At 55.3% G+C, this 18,377-nt stretch carries 13 protein-coding genes and 2 pseudogenes; 7 read left to right on the forward strand and 8 right to left on the reverse strand.

Going from position 1 to position 18,377, the window contains the following annotated elements; all coding sequences use genetic code 11:
- Window positions 1–14: 14 nt before the first annotated feature.
- Window positions 15–971 (forward strand): AraC family transcriptional regulator, encoded by a 957-nt coding sequence (locus tag A4308_RS17600; RefSeq protein WP_023337412.1) that lies wholly within the window; start codon window positions 15–17, stop codon window positions 969–971.
- Window positions 972–986: 15 nt separating this feature from the next.
- Here A4308_RS17600 and A4308_RS17605 read toward each other — a convergent pair whose 3' ends face one another.
- Window positions 987–2,327, reverse strand: coding sequence for a carbohydrate porin (locus tag A4308_RS17605; protein ID WP_063308690.1), 1,341 nt, complete (start codon window positions 2,325–2,327; stop codon window positions 987–989).
- A 420-nt stretch (window positions 2,328–2,747) separates the two neighbouring features.
- Between A4308_RS17605 and A4308_RS17610 the strand changes: the two genes are divergently transcribed.
- Complete coding sequence (locus tag A4308_RS17610) at window positions 2,748–4,433, forward strand: alpha,alpha-trehalase (protein ID WP_045281199.1); 1,686 nt, start codon at window positions 2,748–2,750, stop codon at window positions 4,431–4,433.
- 82 nt (window positions 4,434–4,515) lie between these two features.
- On the opposite strand, the gene A4308_RS17615 is transcribed toward A4308_RS17610, so the two are convergent.
- Window positions 4,516–6,618: a TonB-dependent siderophore receptor gene (locus tag A4308_RS17615; protein ID WP_045281198.1), complete on the reverse strand. Its 2,103-nt coding sequence runs from the start codon at window positions 6,616–6,618 to the stop codon at window positions 4,516–4,518.
- A 112-nt stretch (window positions 6,619–6,730) separates the two neighbouring features.
- A complete protein-coding gene (locus A4308_RS17620; RefSeq protein WP_014884251.1) occupies window positions 6,731–6,985 on the reverse strand; it encodes a GlsB/YeaQ/YmgE family stress response membrane protein in 255 nt (84 codons plus the stop codon).
- A gap of 207 nt (window positions 6,986–7,192) precedes the next feature.
- Here A4308_RS17620 and ycgR point away from each other — a divergent pair, with 207 nt between their 5' ends.
- The gene (gene ycgR, locus A4308_RS17625) at window positions 7,193–7,924 is read left to right on the forward strand and encodes a flagellar brake protein YcgR (RefSeq protein ID WP_014884252.1); all 732 of its coding nucleotides are present in this window, start codon (window positions 7,193–7,195) and stop codon (window positions 7,922–7,924) included.
- Window positions 7,925–7,961: 37 nt separating this feature from the next.
- Here the strand turns inward: ycgR and emtA are convergent, their stop codons facing one another.
- Entirely contained in the window at window positions 7,962–8,573 is a 612-nt protein-coding gene (gene emtA / locus A4308_RS17630; protein ID WP_045281197.1) for a membrane-bound lytic murein transglycosylase EmtA, read from the reverse strand.
- Window positions 8,574–8,679: 106 nt separating this feature from the next.
- Here emtA and ldcA point away from each other — a divergent pair, with 106 nt between their 5' ends.
- Window positions 8,680–9,594: a muramoyltetrapeptide carboxypeptidase gene (gene ldcA / locus A4308_RS17635; RefSeq protein WP_045281196.1), complete on the forward strand. Its 915-nt coding sequence runs from the start codon at window positions 8,680–8,682 to the stop codon at window positions 9,592–9,594.
- 130 nt (window positions 9,595–9,724) lie between these two features.
- Window positions 9,725–11,359: pseudogene (locus tag A4308_RS17640) on the forward strand (potassium/proton antiporter); the annotation flags it as partial.
- A 3-nt stretch (window positions 11,360–11,362) separates the two neighbouring features.
- Here the strand turns inward: A4308_RS17640 and A4308_RS23020 are convergent.
- The 3 genes and pseudogenes from A4308_RS23020 to A4308_RS17650 all read right to left on the reverse strand — a co-directional run.
- A pseudogene (locus tag A4308_RS23020) lies at window positions 11,363–11,464 on the reverse strand (hypothetical protein); the annotation flags it as partial.
- Window positions 11,465–11,473: 9 nt separating this feature from the next.
- Window positions 11,474–12,544: a catabolic alanine racemase DadX gene (gene dadX / locus A4308_RS17645; RefSeq protein ID WP_063308691.1), complete on the reverse strand. Its 1,071-nt coding sequence runs from the start codon at window positions 12,542–12,544 to the stop codon at window positions 11,474–11,476.
- A gap of 9 nt (window positions 12,545–12,553) precedes the next feature.
- Window positions 12,554–13,852 carry a D-amino acid dehydrogenase gene (locus A4308_RS17650; protein ID WP_045281194.1) on the reverse strand — a complete coding sequence of 433 codons (1,299 nt, stop codon included), beginning with the start codon at window positions 13,850–13,852 and terminating at the stop codon, window positions 12,554–12,556.
- A 321-nt stretch (window positions 13,853–14,173) separates the two neighbouring features.
- On the opposite strand from A4308_RS17650, the gene A4308_RS17660 reads away from it, so the two are divergent.
- Window positions 14,174–15,706: a SpoVR family protein gene (locus A4308_RS17660; RefSeq protein ID WP_014884258.1), complete on the forward strand. Its 1,533-nt coding sequence runs from the start codon at window positions 14,174–14,176 to the stop codon at window positions 15,704–15,706.
- A gap of 109 nt (window positions 15,707–15,815) precedes the next feature.
- Here A4308_RS17660 and fadR read toward each other — a convergent pair whose 3' ends face one another.
- Complete coding sequence (gene fadR / locus A4308_RS17665) at window positions 15,816–16,535, reverse strand: fatty acid metabolism transcriptional regulator FadR (protein WP_014884259.1); 720 nt, start codon at window positions 16,533–16,535, stop codon at window positions 15,816–15,818.
- A gap of 200 nt (window positions 16,536–16,735) precedes the next feature.
- Here fadR and nhaB point away from each other — a divergent pair, with 200 nt between their 5' ends.
- The gene (gene nhaB, locus A4308_RS17670; protein WP_023330627.1) at window positions 16,736–18,274 is read left to right on the forward strand and encodes a Na(+)/H(+) antiporter NhaB; all 1,539 of its coding nucleotides are present in this window, start codon (window positions 16,736–16,738) and stop codon (window positions 18,272–18,274) included.
- Window positions 18,275–18,377: the final 103 nt, after the last annotated feature.

Consider the following 18,377-nt stretch of genomic DNA (forward strand, 5'->3'; position numbering starts at 1 on the left):
TCCGGAGTTACGCCATGACCGCACAGTCACCCGATTTGATCAGCGAACTTTTACGCGGCATGCGTCTGTCGGGGGTGAAATACCGCCGGATTGAAGCCAGTGCACCGTTTGGCGTCGCGTTCCATCAGGCACCGGGCAAGGCGCAGTTCCATTTTGTGAGCCACGGCAACGCCCTGCTGCGAATGGACAGCGGTGCAACCTTCGAACTGAGCAGCGGCGATGCGCTGTTTATTCCTGGCGGTAATGCCCATGCCCTGCTCTCTGACGAAAAGGCAACCATCACTCCAGTCAACGCTTTCCCCAGCGAGCCCATCTGTAGCTCGGTCTGTGCCATTACCTGTGAGCCCTGCCCGGAGAGCGAAAACACCATCATCTTTAGCGGGTGTATGGATTTTGAGCTGGGCGGCATGCAGCCGCTGATCAAAGCGATGCCGGAAGTGATGATGGTCAGCCGGTTGATGTCCACCTGGCCGGAAATTCATCCGCTACTGGCCGCGATGGAGCGCGAGTCCATGACGCGTCAGGTCGGGTTTGCCGGGATCCTCGCCCGTCTGGCTGACGTGGTGGCGGCATTGATTGTTCGGGGCTGGGTTGAAGCAGGCTGTGGTAAAGCGACGGGCTGGGTGCAGGTCTTACGCGATCCGCGTCTGAGCCGGGCCATCTACGCCATGCACCAGCAGCCGGGCCTGAACTGGAGCGTGGCGGATCTGGCGAAAGAAGCGGGCACCTCCCGCTCCGTGTTCGCTGAACGGTTTCTGGCGGCGACGGGGACGACGCCGGCAAAATATCTCAGCGAGCTCAGAATGCGACTGGCTATTCAGTATATTCGCCATGAAAATCAACCGATTGAAACCGTCGCGCTGCGGCTCGGTTACGGGTCTCTGGCGGCGTTTAGCCGGGCATTTAAGCGCATCATCGGCCATGCGCCGGGCACGCTTCGGGAAGTCAGCCAGACCCCGGAAGAGGTCTGACCGACTGACAGGACATCAGAAATAGTATTTAAAGCGCACGCGACCACCGTAGCGCTCGTCATTTTTATTGTCACCCTCTTTCGGGGATGCATTGACCCATGACGCATACGCGCCCAGATAGATGTTGAAGTTTTTCATCTTCATGACGTTCGGGATCAGGTACGAGGTATGAATAGTATGGATGTCATACTCGCCCGGGTCGGTTATCCAGCAGTCGTTTTCACACTCTGCGTCAAACGTTGAGGTATTAAACTCGTCGATTTCGTTATGGGCATAGATGTAACCCAACTCAAAATTACGCCAGAGGGCATTAATAGCTGAGGTAAAGTCGGTTTCGCCCGTCGCGTCCAGATAAGCCGTGTTGAGATTCATGACCACTCCGTTTTCCGGATCGGTTTTGAGCCCGTCCCAGGTCATCGTGAACCCGTAGCCCGTTCGCTCTGACTGATCTATCCAGCGTCCGGCGTCATCGCGATAGCCATAAGCGTTGTTGACCAGGTTGGTCTCCATAGCAACCGCGCTGGAAAACGGTCCATTCTGCCAAGAGATGACCGGGCGCACGTAGGCCACATTTTTGTCGTTCTCAAGTTCTGCACCGTGATAACGCTGGTCGACATACAAATCGCTGCCGTCTTTGAACAGGGTATTCAGCTCAAAATACCAGTTATCCAGCGTCTTGTTCATCAGGAAGTTGCCCCCGCTGTCGGTTCGCCCACGCCCCTCCTTCAGCATATAGATATAGCCGTAGCCGTCGCTGTAGAGATCGTCTGCGGTATTCCCGGAGTATTCCACAAACGTATCCTGGTTGAGCGGGAACATGTCATAGGCCTCAAAGCGTCCGACTTTTATTTCCCAGTCATTCTCAGTGCCAAAGAAGAATACCGCATCATCCAGGTACATTTGCCCGGCGTGGTCGCCGAGCGGCTGGACGGAGAATCCGGCAAAATTGCCGTTATCCATTTTACGATAACCATCAAAGCCTAATAAAATACGTCCGTTAATATCCCAGCGTTCTTTATCGCCCGGCGCCCAGTCACTATTAGCACTTTGCTTAACAGACGTGAGGCTACCCGTTTTACTGGCGGCATCCATATTAAATTCCACATCACCGTAAAATTTAATATCACCAAACCCTGAGAGCGTCAGTTTTGGCGGAGCGGTTTTGCTCACCGGCTCTTCCGACTGCACCACAACGGCTGGCGCAGCCTGCGTCGCGGCGGCCTGCTGCTGTTTAAGCTCCTGAATTTGCGCTTCCAGTTGCGCCAGCTTTTCTTCCACGTTCATTGAGGGTTGTGCCGCCAAAAGTGCGCCGGAATAGAATGCGCTTATCAGAATTACCGTTTTCTTTAATTGCATAGAATCCATCCTGATTATAAAAGTGAATACCCAAATATCGAGCACAGCCATTTCCACCAAATACCCTCAACGGTGCTATTATGTTTTTTCACAACGCAATTATGTTTTTTAACTTGTGTGATCGCCGCAGAGAAAACTTGCGGTAATGAAGAGAAGAAAGACCACCCGCTTCACACTCTTATTTCATTAGGTTTATGTATATTTTAACGTGCAATATATATGATTATTTAAAGGCATAATTCTTTTAATTTCATTTGCACAACAAATTTCTCCCGGCCGGACCGGACGGGCGAAGCGGTAAATTGTCTGGTTCTGCGCAAAATGGGATATTGAACACGCGAAGCGGTCGATATTCGTCTAAGGTTTTCAGGTGATTGATAACAGCGGTCACGCTGCTGAGCGAATACAGGAGACGAACAGATGATAAGACCTCGCACTTTACGCCCTGCTCTTTTGCACCTCGCGCTGGGAGGCGCGCTGCTCGGTGCGACGACATTGAGTTATGCTGATGAACAGCCTGCGTTCCAGAAAAATTCCCCCGATATTTTACTTGGCCCTCTCTTTAATGATGTGCAAAGTGCCAAACTGTTTCCCGATCAGAAAACCTTCGCTGATGCCGTCCCCAAAAGCGATCCGCTGATGATCCTGGCGGATTACCGGATGCAGCACACCCAGTCCAGCTTTGATCTGCGCCACTTTGTAGAGATGAACTTCACGCTGCCTGCGGAAGGCGAAAAGTATGTTCCGCCCGCAGGACAAAGTTTACGCGAGCATATTGACGACCTCTGGCCCGTACTGACGCGTACCACCGATAAAGCCAGTAATAAATGGGATTCCTTGCTGCCGTTACCGAAGCCTTACGTTGTGCCCGGCGGACGCTTCCGCGAGGTCTACTACTGGGACAGCTATTTCACCATGCTGGGTCTCGCGGAAAGCGGCCACTGGGACAAAATCAGCGATATGGTGGATAACTTCGCCTGGGAGATTGATACCTTTGGACATATCCCCAACGGCAACCGCAGCTACTACCTGAGCCGCTCCCAGCCGCCGTTCTTCTCCATGATGGTGGAACTGCTGGCGACGCACGACAGCGATGCGCTAAAGAAATATCGCCCGCAGATGGAAAAAGAGTACGCCTACTGGATGGAGGGGGTGGATTCTCTTCAGCCAGGGCAAGCTAACCAGCGCGTGGTGAAGCTGGATGACGGTTCGGTGCTCAACCGCTACTGGGATGACCGCGATACTCCGCGCCCCGAGTCCTGGCTTGACGACGTCAATACCGCCAAAAACAACCCTAACCGACCTGCGACTGAGATCTACCGTGATTTGCGCTCCGCAGCGGCTTCGGGCTGGGACTTTAGCTCCCGCTGGATGGACGATCCGCAAAAACTCGGCACGATCCGCACCACCAGCATCGTGCCCGTCGATCTGAACGCACTGATGTTTAAAATGGAAAAACTGCTCGCGCGGGCAAGCCAGGATTCAGGCGACAGCGCCGCGGCGAGTCAATACGAGGCGCTGGCGACCGCGCGTCAGAAAGCCATTGAGAATCACCTGTGGAATGATAAAGAGGGCTGGTATGCCGATTACGACCTCAAGAGTAAGAAGGTGCGTAATCAGCTTACCGCGGCCGCTCTCTTCCCGCTCTACGTGAAGGCGGCGTCGCAGGAGCGTGCCGATAAAGTTTCCGCGGCGGCCTCCGCGCGCCTGTTGAAACCAGGCGGCATTACCACCACCACTATCAACAGCGGACAGCAGTGGGATGCCCCAAACGGCTGGGCTCCGCTGCAGTGGGTGGCGACGGAAGGGTTGCAGAATTACGGGCAGGATAAGGTGGCGATGGATGTCACCTGGCGCTTCCTGAAGAACGTGCAGCACACTTACGACCGCGAGAAGAAACTGGTGGAGAAATATGACGTATCAACAACCGGTACGGGCGGCGGCGGTGGCGAGTACCCGCTGCAGGATGGGTTCGGCTGGAGTAATGGCGTGACGCTGAAAATGCTGGATCTGGTCTGTCCAAAAGAAAAACCGTGTGACAGCGTGCCGGAAAATCAGCCTGCGGCGAATGACGAGGCGGCGCCGGTGAAAGCCTCGGCGCAGTAAGTGGGTATTGCCGGGTGGCGGCTACGCCTTACCGGGCCTGCGTTGGGTTTGCAGGCCCGGTAAGCGCAGCGCCACCGGGCAGTCAGAAGCTGTAGCTCGCCCCTAGCTGATACGTCCTGTCACGCCCAATCCAGCAGTTGGTTGCGTCGTAGCAGGTCAGCGTCTCTTTATTGGTGATGTTCTGCATACTCGCCTTAAGCGTCAGTCCCGCCAGCGAAGGCAGGATTTCGCCCATCCGGTACGAGGCCGCCAGATCGTACTGCGTGGTGCCGCCCAGTTTACCCGCATCGTTAGCCGGTGAAATTTCCATCGGACCGGTGTAGCGTGCCCCAGCCCCCAGCATCAGTCCTTTCAGCGGCGTACTCTCGAAAGTGTAGTCCCCCCACAGATTGAAAGCGTTCTCCGGCACCTGAGTTGGACGTTTACCCTGGTATTTATCATCTTCGGTATTGATCGCATGGGTGTAGGCATAGTTGGCAATCAGCGTCAGGTTGTCCGTCGGACGGCTGATGGCGGAGAGCTCTGCCCCTTTGGATTCCACTTCCCCGGTCTGACGATAATTCAGGAAGCCCGGATCGGAGGTGACAACGTTTTTCTGCCGGATGTTAAACACTGAGGCGGTAAAGGTGGTGGCGTATTCAGCCAGCAGATATTTTACCCCGCCTTCCACCTGCTTGCTGGTGGTCGGTTTGACGTCTTTTGCCGTGAGCGTTCCCTGCGGTGACACCGGCGCAAAACCTTCGGAATAACTGATAAACGGTGAAACACCGTTATCGAAGGCGTAAAGCGCGCCCAGACGTTTGGTGACGCGGTCCTGCGACACCCAGGCTTTATCCCCGTTTTTCAGGTAATCGGTGGTGACGGAGCGGTAATCGTCGTAGCGCAGGCTACCCAACAGATTTAAGCCACCGAATTCCACCTGATCCTGCAGGTAGTAACCGTTCTGCTGATAGCTGAGGCGATTCTTCTGGGCGGTGTAGAGCCCCAATGCGCCTTCGCTGATTTGCGCATAGTCAGGATCGCGCATGTCCATGCCTGGCGTGGCCGACGCGTAACGGTAGTGGAAATGCGAGTTCATCTTCTGATAGTCAAACCCGGCCAGCAGATGGTGCTGCCATTCACCCAGCGCAACGGTTTTCGTCACCTGGTTGTCGATGTTGAAGCTCTTAAGATCTTCAGCGGTGGTGTAAGCAAAGCGGTTGAGCTGATAAACCTCACTCCCCGTTCCTGTCGCATAGACGCTGCGCTGGTGGGTATCGACGTCAAAATAGCGCGCTTTCTGGTTAAAGCCCCAGCCGCTGTCAAACTCGTGTTCAAAGCTATAGCCCAGCATCCACTGGCGCTGCTTAAACCCACTCCATTCATCTCCGGCGTAATCACGGCGATCGGCATATTTCGAGCGCAGATAAGACAGCGGGAGCGGATTTGACGGCGTCAGGCTCGGGGAGTTTTGCGCCAGCGCATCGAGCGTGAGACGGGTTTTGCTGTCGGGTTGCCAGGTGACGGACGGGGCGACCAGGTAATTTTCATACCGGGTGGTGTGCGGCTGATCGTCATTCTCCGTCGCCTTGCCCAGCAGACGGTAATTCCAGTCGCTGTCGGCTATCTGCCCCGTTGAGTCGAGATAGCCCTCTTTCAGGTTGCGGTTACCGGTATTAAAACCGACCTCCGTTCGCGCTTCCCGCTGCGGTTTTTTACTTTGAATATTCACCAGCCCGCCCGGCGAACCACCGCCGTAAAGCACCGATGAAGGCCCTTTCAGGATATCGACGCTGTCAATCAACAGCGGATCGATACGAGCCTTGGTATTGCCGGTGACGTTATAGGGCAACTGCAATCCGTTATAGAACTCCTGATCGACGGTAAAGCCACGAATTTTGTATTCGCTCATGTAGGAGGTATTACCGCGCACTTCGGTTGAGACGCCCGGGGCATAGCGCAGGATTTCATTCACGGAGTTCGCATGACGCTTTTCAATTTCCGGGGCAGAAAGCGTATTGATGACCTGGGGCGTTTTACTTTCGGCAACGGCCGATTTCGTGGCGCTGTTCGTCCAGGCCGGCAGCGCGCTGCCCTGCTCTGAGCCCGTGACGACGATGGTAGATTCTTCGGCGAAAGCCTGGACCTGCAATGCCAGCGTGACGGCACCGGCCAGAGCGCATAACGTAAAACGTGAGGAGTTCATAATGTCGTCTTATTGTTAGATGCAATACGGAACGACAATTATTATCATTTCGATTAACAAATCAAGATTCAGGCAAAAAAAACGGCCCTCCGCAGAGAGCCGCTATGTCATTTTAGGCTCGTCGCAGTAACCTGAATATGCCCAGCACAACAATGGCACCGACGACAGCAACGAGGAAACTGTGCATGTCAAAACCACTGATGTTGCCTCCAAAGCCAAACATCGTCGCCAGCCAGCCGCCCACAACCGCACCAACAACCCCGAGAACACAGGTCAAAATGAAGCCGCCGCCATCGTTTCCCGGCATGATGAGTTTAGCGATAGCGCCAGCGATAAGACCAAAGATAATCCAGGCGATGATACCCATAGCGATGCCCTCTTTCAGGTTTAACGCATGTGCAGAAAACCTTCTGCACAGCTAACGTAAGTATAGGTCATCAGCATAAAACCATTTTCCTCTCACCGACTTATCTTGCGTGCAGCAATAAAAAAAACTCACCGGTTTGTATTAAGTTTGAGTGTGGATTGCCGATAACGCTCAGACAGTCTGTCATTAATCAAGGAGCCATCCGGCGTGAGTCATTACAGTGAGCAGTTCCTCAAGCAAAATCCGCTGGCTGTATTAGGGGTATTACGCGACCTGCAAAAAGGCGAAGTGCCGTTGCGCATCAGCTGGTCAAATAATCAGTTTATCAGCAAGATCCTTGACGTTTCGCAGGAGCGACTGATTGTTGACCTGGGCAGCCAGGAGTATGAAAACCGCGCTGCGCTAAGAGCGGAACATATTGCGGTAATGGCCGAAACCCATGGAGCCAAAGTGGAGTTTGTCCTGCCGCGACTGGAACTGAGCGAATATCAGGGACTTCCCGCTTTTGTGACCCCTCTTCCGGGCAACCTCTGGTTTGTCCAGCGTCGTGAATACTTCCGCATCAGCGCCCCGCTTCACCCTGCCTATTTTTGTAAGGCCAAAATGCCGGACAAAAAAGAGCTTCGTTTCCGTCTCTTTGACCTGTCGCTGGGCGGAATGGGCGCGTTGCTGGATTCAGCGAAACCGGACGGACTGGTAGAAGGCATGCGTTTTACCCAAATTGAGCTCGATATGGGCGGCTGGGGTCGCTTTTATTTCGATGCACAGCTGATTGCCATCAGCGAGCGCACAGTGGTGGACAGCAAAAACGAAACGATTACCACGCCGCGTCTGAGCTTCCGTTTCCTGAACGTCGGGCCAGGCGCTGAGCGCGAGCTGCAGCGTATTATCTACTCGCTGGAGCGTGAAGCTCGGGAACGTGCAAATAAAGTCCTGTGAAAAAATCGGGCAGCGCAACCGCCGCCCGTTTGCGGCATTACATGGCATCCATCGCTTTCTGTACTTTCCAGATATAACGAGGCGCCTGTGGTGCCGGATGATTCTTCGCGACATGCTCGACGAACTCATCTTTGTCCATGCCGTTGATCTCGTCTATCGCCTCTTTACGGTCAGAGGAGAAAGTTCTGAGCAGCGCCCCTGCACCGTTCACGTATGAGACCACCAGCGCGTATTGCATCACTTCCGGATCCTCGATGCCCTTCAGCACGCCATGTTCCAGAATGCTCAGATACGCGGTACCCATGGAAATGTTGCGTTCCGGGTTCTTCAGCTCGCTGGTCGACGGCTGTCCTCTCCAGCCCATGTAGCGGTAGACCTCTCTCCCCGCCGTTGAAGCCTTAAGCTGCATCAGTCCCACCGCGTTGGATTTGCTGACGAGCGTAGGATTACCGCCGGACTCCACCGCAATAATCGCGGTGATCAGACGCGGGCTCACGCCCCAGGCCTTCCCGGCTTGTTCACTGATTGGCATCCACTGCATAGCCCGTTTCACCGGCACTTCCGGGTTCCAGGGCGGGTTTTGATAATCATGTTTTGAACTACAGCCAGCCAGCAGCACAATCAAAAAAGCAAACCATCTCAATTTCACGTCATCTATCCTTATAGCCGGTCATCGCGGTGCGCCGCCCTTGAAGCAGGCAGCGTATACGCGGCATGATATAGACAATTAGTTTCTCATTCAGCAAGGAATTGCCATGTCTCAGTTTCATCTCATCGCGCCGTCGGGCTACTGCATTAACCAGGACGCGGCACAGCGGGGCGTTCAGCGCTTACTGGAATCTGGTCATCAGGTAGAAAATCAGACAATTATCCCCCGCCGCCAGCAGCGTTTTGCCGGAACGGAAGCGCAGAGGCTGAATGATATCAATAGCCTGGTGAGTCTGAAGGGTAAGGATCGCATCGTCCTTGCCGTGCGCGGCGGCTACGGGGCGAGCAGGCTGCTGGAGAGCATTGACTGGCAGGGCCTGGCGCAGCGCCAGCAGCAGGATCCGCTGCTGATTTGCGGCCACAGCGATTTCACCGTCATCCAGCTAGGTCTTCTGGCCCTGCACAATATCATCACGTTTAGCGGCCCAATGCTGGCCGGTAACTTCGGCGCGCCAGAGCTGGATGCGTTTACCATGGAACACTTCTGGCGCGCGCTGCGTAATCCCACCTACAGCGTGGAGTGGCAAGGCAACGGACCGCACTGGGAGTGTGAAGGTCAGCTCTGGGGCGGAAACCTGGCGATGCTGGTCTCGCTCATCGGCACGCCGTGGATGCCGGACATCGAAGACGGCATTCTGGTGCTGGAAGATATCAACGAACATCCGTTCCGCGTCGAGCGCATGCTCTTGCAGCTCTATCATGCCGGTATTCTTGAACGCCAGTCCGCGATTGTGCTGGGCAGCTTTAGCGGCGCAGCCCCCAATGACTATGACGCGGGCTACTCGCTGGAAACCATGGTCGATTTCATCCGCTCCCGGCTGGACATTCCCGTCATCACCGGGCTGGATTTCGGCCATGAGCAGCAAACCGTCACTCTTGCGCTGGGGGCGCACGCCAGGCTGAAGCATGATGATGGCGGAAGCCAGCTCGCCATCAGCGGCCATCCGGTCATAAAGGGGTAAAAAATCCGTTAAACCGCCTTAATAAAACGCTGTTACCGACGTTAATATGTTAGGGTTTTAGTAACAGCGTTAACATTGAGGTGGGAGTAAGAGAACATTGGATGCCGCAGCGATAATCAGCCTTTTCATTTTGGGTTCTGTCCTTGTAACCAGCAGTATTTTATTAAGTTCATTTTCATCGCGTCTCGGCATACCTATTCTTGTTATTTTCCTTGCTATCGGCATGCTGGCTGGCATTGATGGCATCGGCGGTATCCCATTCGATAACTACCCTTTTGCCTACATGGTGAGTAACCTCGCCCTGGCGGTGATCCTGCTTGACGGCGGCATGCGTACGCAGGCGAGCTCCTTCCGCGTGGCCCTGGGGCCTGCGCTTTCACTTGCCACGGTCGGCGTGTTAATTACCTCTGGCCTCACCGGGATGATGGCTGCGTGGCTTTTCCATCTGAATATCATGGAAGGTTTGCTGATTGGCGCGATTGTCGGCTCAACCGACGCGGCAGCCGTGTTTTCCCTGCTCGGTGGAAAAGGGCTTAACGAACGTGTCGGCTCAACGCTTGAGATTGAATCCGGCAGTAACGACCCGATGGCGGTGTTCCTGACCATCACGCTGATCGAGATGATCCAGCAGCACGAGACCGGGCTGAGCTGGATGTTCGCGTGGCATATCCTGCAGCAGTTCGGCCTGGGGATACTGATAGGTCTGGCGGGGGGATACCTGTTACAGCAGATGATTAACCGCATCTCGCTGCCCTCGGGGCTGTACCCACTGCTGGCGCTGAGCGGCGGGATCCTGATTTTTGCCGTGACCACCGCTCTGGACGGCAGCGGTATTCTCGCGGTCTACCTCTGCGGATTCCTGATGGGTAACCGCCCTATCCGCAACCGTCACGCTATTTTGCAAAACTTCGACGGTCTTGCCTGGCTGGCACAAATCGGCATGTTCCTGGTGCTGGGCCTGCTGGTTACGCCCTCGGATCTGCTGCCGATTGCCATTCCGGCGCTGCTGCTGTCTGCGTGGATGATCTTCTTCGCCCGTCCGCTGTCGGTGTTTGCCGGTCTGCTGCCGTTTCGCGGCTTCAACCTGCGCGAGCGTGTCTTTATCAGCTGGGTGGGCCTGCGTGGCGCGGTGCCGATCATCCTTGCCGTCTTCCCGATGATGGCCGGGCTGGATAACGCACGACTGTTCTTTAACGTGGCGTTCTTCGTGGTGCTGATTTCACTGCTGTTCCAGGGGACATCGCTCGGATGGGCGGCGAAAAAAGCCAAAGTGGTGGTCCCGCCCGTGGGCTGGCCGGTGTCCCGCGTGGGGCTCGATATTCATCCGGAGAACCCGTGGGAACAGTTCGTCTATCAACTGAGCGCCGACAAGTGGTGCGTAGGGGCATCGCTGCGCGATTTGCACATGCCGGCCGAAACGCGGATTGCCGCGCTGTTTCGCGATAATGTCCTGCAACACCCTACCGGCAGCACCCGGCTTCGCGAAGGGGATATTTTGTGCGTGATTGGCCGCGAGCGCGATCTGCCCGCGCTGGGCAAGTTGTTCAGCCAGTCGCCTCCGGTGGCGCTGGACCAGCGTTTCTTCGGCGATTTTATTCTGGAAGCCAGCGCCAAATTTGCGGATGTGGCGCTGATTTACGGTCTGGATGAAGGTGCTGAAGACGGTGATAACCAGCAAACGCTGGGCGAAATCATCCAGCAACGACTTGGCGCTGCGCCGGTCGTCGGCGATCAGGTGGAATTTGCCGGGATGATCTGGACCGTTGCCGAAAAAGAAGATAACGCGGTGCGGAAAGTCGGTTTGCGGCCGATGGAAGAGGACGCAGAGTAGCGGGTTTATGCCGGGTGGCGGCTGCGCCTTACCCGGCATAAGAACACGTTACACCGTCACAACTGGCACTCTCGGCGCCAGGGCGCACATCAATTCATACCCCACCGTTCCCGCCGCCGCGGCCACGTCATCAATTTTGACTTCATTGCCCCACAGCTCAACCGGTGAACCGATGCCCGCCTGCGGACACGGCGTGAGGTCAACCGCCAGCATATCCATTGACACGGTCCCCACCGTGCCCGTACGGACGCCGTCCACCCAGACAGGCGTACCGGTTGGCGCGATGCGCGGATAGCCGTCGGCATACCCGCCTGCCACAATACCAATTCGCTGTTCGCCCTGCGCCCGGTAGCGGCTGCCATAGCCCACCGTGTCGCCCGCCTTCAGCGTCTGCACGCCGATAATCTCACTGCGCAGGGACATCACCGGCTTCAGGCCGCTGTTGGCGATATCCTGCCATTGACCGGACGGGGATGCACCATACAGAACGATCCCCGGACGCACCCAGTTATAATGCGCTTCGGGATGCCAAAGCGTCGCCGCAGAGTTCGACAGCGAGCGCGGACAGTCCAGCCCTTCTGCCGCCTGCTCAATGCGGACCATGGCATCGGCAATGCCGTCCGGTTTTTCCGCATCGGCAAAGTGCGCCATCAGCGTCATTTCGCCCACATTTTTCAGGGCGCGCAGCTGTTGCCAGACCGTATGTACCCGCTCAGGCTGAAAGCCCAGACGGTTCATGCCGCTGTTTACCTTGAGATAGATATCCAGCGGCGCGTGGAGTTTTGCATCCTGAATCGCTTTAATCTGCCAGTTGCTGTGAATGCTGGTGGTCAGACGATACTTATCCAGCAACGGCAGATCCTCGGGGTGGAAGAACCCTTCCAGCAGCAAAATCGGCCCTTTCCAGCCGCGTTCGCGCATCAGGATAGCCTCTTCCAGATTGAGCAACGCAAAACCGTCGGTGGCGCTGAGCGCGCTCCAGATACGGTCAATACCGTGGCCGTAGGCATTCGCTTTGACTACCGACCAGACGCGCGAACCAGGTGCTGCCCGGCGAACAATTTGCAGGTTTTCCTTCAGGGCCTGCAGATCCAGCTGAGCCAGAACAGGACGGGACATGACAACTCCTTAGTTATGCGCGCCGTGCAGATGCTGTGGACGCGATGGCGTGAACCCTGATTGATAGCGCGCCGCACTTAAATCGTCAAATGGAATGGCTGGCGTGCGCCCGGAAATCAGGTCGCTCAGCAGCTGACCGGATCCGCAGGCCATCGTCCAGCCCAGCGTGCCGTGTCCGGTATTGGTCCACAGATTTTTAAACGGCGTACGGCCAACAATCGGCGTACCGTCCGGGGTCATCGGACGCAGACCGGTCCAGAATGTCGCCTGCTCAACAAAGCCCCCGCGCGGGAACAGGTCCCCCACCACCATCTCCAGCGTTTCACGACGCGGCTGCAGGAGGTCGGTGTTGAAGCCGACAATTTCCGCCATGCCGCCCACGCGGATGCGGTTATCGAAGCGGGTAATGGCGATTTTGTAGGTTTCATCCAGGATGGTTGATACCGGGGCGCCGCTCTCTTCTTTCACCGGAATGGTCAGCGAGTAGCCCTTCAGCGGATAAACAGGAATATCGAGAATACCTTTCAGCATGGCGGTGGAGTACGAGCCAAACGCCATCACGTAAGCATCCGCTTTGATCACCTCGTCGCCACACTTCACGCCGTAAATTTTTTCCCCTTCCGACAGCAGCTTGTCGACAGCGGTGTTAAAGCGGAATTTCACCCCCGCCTGCTCGCACATGTGCGCCAGACGCTGGGTAAAGAGCTGACAGTCGCCGGTTTCGTCATTAGGAAGACGCAGGCCGCCCGTCAGTTTATGCGCCACTTCCGCCAGGGCAGGCTCCACCTGCCCCAGCTGGCTGGCCTCCAGCAGCTGGTAAGGTACGCCGGCATCCTTCAGCACGGCGATGTCGCGGGTGGCGTTTTCATACTGTTGCGCGGTGCGGAACAGCTGCAGCGTGCCGCCCTGACGGCCTTCGTACTCAATGCCGGTCGACGCGCGCAGGGTCTTAAGACAGTCACGGCTGTATTCCGCCAGGCGCACCATGCGCCCTTTGTTTTCCATGTAGTGGCGGGTATCGCAGTTGCGCAGCATCTGCCACATCCACTTCAGCTGGAACGGCGTGCCGTCAAGGCTGATGGCCAGCGGCGCATGGCGCTGGAACATCCATTTGATCGCCTTCAGCGGTACGCCAGGGGCTGCCCACGGCGCCGCATACCCCGGAGAGATTTGCCCGGCATTCGCCGCACTGGTTTCAAGCGCCGGGCCGGATTCACGATCGATAACGGTAACTTCATGTCCTGCCTGACTTAAATACCAGGCGCTGGTTACGCCAACGACACCACTTCCCAGTATGACAACACGCATAGCCACTCCATAATGTGCAAAAGAACAATCTTCTAATTACAGATTGATAACCTAGTTGAAAATATTATTCAACATACGACTTTTTTATGGTGACTTGCCTCACACATCCCCCAGTATCAGGGGATGGTGCTAATTTGGGATCTCATGCTGAGCTTTATTTTTAACCAGCATAAAATGCTGAAGGAGTCGCTTTTTTTGCCGTATCAAAAACGGGAAATCGCAAAGAAAAAATTTCTTGTCGGGCACGCTTTTTAACACGTTGATCTATGCTTGAAAGGAGGCTCTCCAGACAGAGAGAGCACCCACAACGAGGGCGCGCTAATGGCTACTATTGATTCCCTGAACAAGGACAACACACGTCTGAGCGATGGACCCGACTGGACCTTCGAGCTGCTGGATGTCTACCTCGCCGAAATCGACCGGGTGGCAAAACTGTATCGCCTGGATACCTATCCCCATCAAATTGAGGTGATTACCTCTGAACAGATGATGGACGCTTACTCCAGCGTCGGGATGCCGATCAACTATCCGCACTGGTCGTTTGGTAAAAAATTCATTGAAACGGAGCGCCTGTATAAACACGGTCAGCAGGGGCTGGCGTATGAGATTGTGATTAACTCCAATCCGTGTATTGCGTATTTAATGGAAGAGAACACCATTACCATGCAGGCGCTGGTGATGGCCCACGCCTGTTACGGCCATAACTCGTTTTTCAAAAATAACTATCTCTTCCGCAGCTGGACGGATGCCAGCTCCATCGTTGATTACCTGATCTTCGCGCGTAAATACATCACCGACTGCGAAGAGCGTTATGGCGTGGATGAGGTGGAGAAACTGCTCGACTCCTGCCACGCCCTGATGAACTACGGCGTGGACCGCTACAAACGCCCGCAGAAAATCTCCCTGCAGGAGGAGAAAGCCCGACAGAAAAGCCGCGAAGAGTATCTGCAAAGCCAGGTGAACATGCTGTGGCGCACCCTGCCGAAGCGTGAGGAAGAGAAAGCCGTCGCCGAGACGCGTCGTTATCCCTCCGAGCCGCAGGAAAACCTGCTCTACTTTATGGAGAAAAACGCCCCGCTGCTGGAGCCGTGGCAGCGTGAGATCCTGCGCATCGTGCGCAAGGTCAGCCAGTATTTCTATCCGCAGAAACAGACGCAGGTGATGAACGAAGGCTGGGCGACATTCTGGCACTACACCATCCTCAACCATCTGTATGACGAGGGGAAAGTGACCGAGCGGTTCATGATGGAGTTTCTCCACAGCCATACCAACGTCGTGTTTCAGCCGCCTTATAACAGCCCGTGGTACAGCGGGATTAACCCGTATGCGCTTGGCTTTGCGATGTTCCAGGATATTAAGCGTATCTGTCAGTCGCCAACGGAAGAAGACAAGTACTGGTTCCCGGATATCGCCGGTTCAGACTGGCTTGAAACGCTGCATTTTGCGATGCGCGATTTTAAGGACGAGAGCTTTATCAGCCAGTTTATGTCGCCGAAGATCATGCGTGATTTCCGCTTCTTCACCGTGCTGGACGATGATCGTAACAACTACCTGGAGATTTCTGCGATTCATAACGAAGAGGGGTATCGCGAGATCCGCTCACGGCTCTCTTCTCAGTACAACCTGAGCAATCTTGAGCCCAATATTCAGGTCTGGAACGTCGATTTACGCGGTGACCGTTCTCTGACGCTGCGTTATATCCCGCACAACCGCGCGCCGCTGGATAAAGGACGTAAAGAGGTGCTGAAGCATGTTCACCGCCTGTGGGGCTTTGACGTGCAGCTGGAACAGCAGAATGAGGACGGCAGCGTAGAACTGCTGGAACGTTGCCCGGCGCGGTTGAATACGTTGTAATGTTTTTTGCCGGGTGGCGGCTACGCCTTACCCGGCCTACGGGTTTGTAGGCCCGGTAAGCGAAGCGCCACCGGGCGAAAAAAAACCTCTCACTTGAGAGGTTTTTCTTTCAGCGACTCTGAATCGCTAAATCGCCCGGCAGCGTTTTTTGCATGCGATGCCAGATTTCACCGGAATCATGACCGTAGCGACGCACGGTTTCATAAACCTGATCGTGCAGCCCTTCGGTGCAGAGCTTGCTGAGCTTATGGTAGAAACCCAGTGCCAGACTGCGCGCTTCGGGATTGGCAAAGTAGTGACGACCAATGCGGGTATAGAGCCCTTTCATCCCGTTGAGGATAAGACCGTAAATCGGGTTGCCGGAGGCAAACGCCAGACCGCGGAAGACGTTGTAATCGAGGGTGGCAAAGGCATCGGCATGATCTTCGACCTCGTTTGCGCTGGCCAGCACTGCAAGCGCATCTTCCGGGTGCTGACGGAAAGCGGTACGAATAAAGATCGTCGCGATGTTGGTACGCACTGAGAGCAGATTATCAATGAGCTGCGGTACGCTTTCGTGGTCGAGGCGCGCCAGCGTTTCAAGAATGTTCAGCCCCGAGGTTTCCCAGAAGTTGTTTACTTTTGTTGGCTTGCCGTGCTGGATCGTCAACCATCCATCACGCGCCAGTCGCTGAAGCACTTCACGCAGCGTGGTGCGAGTGACGCCAATCAGTTCAGAGAGTTCGCGTTCAGCCGGAAGAATGGACCCTGCAGGGAAGCGATTATTCCAGATGCTTTCAATGATGTACTCTTCCGCGAAACCCGCCGGGCTCTGCGCCTTAATGACCATAGTGAGATTTCCATTACACAGCTTTAGCAAATTGCACTCATCATACCAGAGGCATGCAGCGGCAGGTAGCGCGGTAAAGAGAGAAAAGAGGGATCGCCGTTTCATTTTTATGAAATTTACAATGCTCGCTTATCCGCCGCCGGGCCGCAATTTTGCGTATACTGATGTTTTGTTTTACGTGACGGGGAAGGACGTCTGTTGTGGAAATTTCTTTTGGGCGCGCGCTGTGGCGCAATTTTTTAGGTCAGTCTCCTGACTGGTACAAACTGATACTGCTGGTTTTCCTGGTCGTTAACCCCCTTATTTTTAGCGTGAACCCGTTTATCGCCGGATGGCTGCTGGTGGCGGAGTTTATCTTCACCCTGGCAATGGCGCTAAAATGTTACCCTCTGCTGCCTGGCGGTCTGCTGGCTTTTGAAGCAGTGGTCATCGGGATGACGTCTGCTGAGCATGTAAAAGCAGAGCTGGCGTCAAATCTGGAAGTGCTCCTGCTGCTGATATTTATGGTGGCCGGGATCTACTTTATGAAACAGCTGCTGCTGTTTATCTTCACTCGCCTGTTGCTCAGCATTCCGTCTAAAACGGTATTGTCGCTGGCGTTTTGCCTTGCTGCTGCCTTTCTTTCGGCCTTCCTGGATGCCTTGACCGTTGTTGCGGTGGTGATCAGCGTCGCCGTCGGGTTTTACGGGATTTATCACCGTGTGGCCTCGTCCCGCCCGGGCGAAGACTTGCAGGATGACAGCCACGTTGAGGCGCATAACCGTGAGGTGCTGGAGCAGTTCCGCGCGTTTCTGCGCAGTCTGATGATGCATGCTGGCGTAGGGACTGCATTGGGCGGCGTGATGACCATGGTGGGTGAGCCGCAAAACCTGATCATCGCCAAAGCGGCTGAATGGCATTTTGGCGAGTTTTTCCTGCGCATGGCCCCCGTGAGCGTGCCTGTCCTTATCTGCGGGTTAGCAACCTGCATTCTGGTCGAAAAGTTCAGGGTATTCGGCTACGGCGCGCAACTGCCTGAGCCGGTCCGCAGTGAGCTGCATAAATTTGACGAGCAGAGCCGCAAACAGCGCACGCGGCAAGAGACGCTGCGTCTGATTGCGCAGGGTATCATTGGCGTCTGGCTTATCGTCGCGCTGGCGTTGCATCTTGCAGAGGTTGGGTTGATTGGCCTCTCCGTTATTATTCTTGCGACCACCTTTAGCGGCGTAACGGATGAGCATGCTATTGGCAAAGCGTTTACGGAAGCCCTGCCATTTACCGCGCTGCTGGCGGTCTTCTTTGCGGTTGTGGCGGTGATTATCGACCAGCATCTGTTTGCCCCCATAATTACCTTTGTGCTGCAGGCTGCACCAGACGCGCAGCTTACGCTCTTCTATCTGTTCAACGGCCTCCTGTCGTCCATCTCCGATAACGTCTTTGTCGGGACGGTCTACATCAACGAAGCCAAATCCGCGATGGAAGAAGGCATTATTAACGCAGGACAGTTTGAGCTGCTGGCCGTGGCCATCAATACCGGCACTAACCTGCCGTCGGTAGCGACGCCAAATGGACAAGCCGCCTTCCTGTTCCTGCTGACCTCTGCCCTTGCGCCACTCATACGTCTTTCTTATGGAAGAATGGTCTGGATGGCGCTGCCCTATACGCTGGTACTCACAATTGTAGGATTGCTTTGCGTCAAAATTACCCTCATTCCCTGTACGCAATGGCTGATACAAGCGGGTATACTTGCGGCGCACTAAATGAGGCCTCTCGGGCAGTTCGCTGCCCGTTTGCCTTTTCGCACGATAAACATCCGATTACGTTTTATTTCGTCAGGTACAGGTGGCGCGAAAAACGAATTCG

It is taken from the genome of Enterobacter sp. ODB01, assembly GCF_001623605.1.
GTDB classification, from domain to species: Bacteria; Pseudomonadota; Gammaproteobacteria; order Enterobacterales; family Enterobacteriaceae; genus Enterobacter; species Enterobacter kobei.

Bases quoted from the DNA above. Each gene is read 5' to 3' on its own strand.
- A4308_RS17615 (WP_045281198.1), bottom strand. From the start codon at position 6,618: ATGAACTCCTCACGTTTTACGTTATGCGCTCTGGCCGGTGCCGTCACG.
- A4308_RS17605 (WP_063308690.1), bottom strand. From the start codon at position 2,327: ATGCAATTAAAGAAAACGGTAATTCTGATAAGCGCATTCTATTCCGGC.
- ldcA (WP_045281196.1), top strand. From the start codon at position 8,680: ATGTCTCAGTTTCATCTCATCGCGCCGTCGGGCTACTGCATTAACCAG.
- A4308_RS17660 (WP_014884258.1), top strand. From the start codon at position 14,174: ATGGCTACTATTGATTCCCTGAACAAGGACAACACACGTCTGAGCGAT.
- fadR (WP_014884259.1), bottom strand. From the start codon at position 16,535: ATGGTCATTAAGGCGCAGAGCCCGGCGGGTTTCGCGGAAGAGTACATC.
- A4308_RS17650 (WP_045281194.1), bottom strand. From the start codon at position 13,852: ATGCGTGTTGTCATACTGGGAAGTGGTGTCGTTGGCGTAACCAGCGCC.
- A4308_RS17620 (WP_014884251.1), bottom strand. From the start codon at position 6,985: ATGGGTATCATCGCCTGGATTATCTTTGGTCTTATCGCTGGCGCTATC.
- A4308_RS17600 (WP_023337412.1), top strand. From the start codon at position 15: ATGACCGCACAGTCACCCGATTTGATCAGCGAACTTTTACGCGGCATG.
- A4308_RS17610 (WP_045281199.1), top strand. From the start codon at position 2,748: ATGATAAGACCTCGCACTTTACGCCCTGCTCTTTTGCACCTCGCGCTG.
- dadX (WP_063308691.1), bottom strand. From the start codon at position 12,544: ATGTCCCGTCCTGTTCTGGCTCAGCTGGATCTGCAGGCCCTGAAGGAA.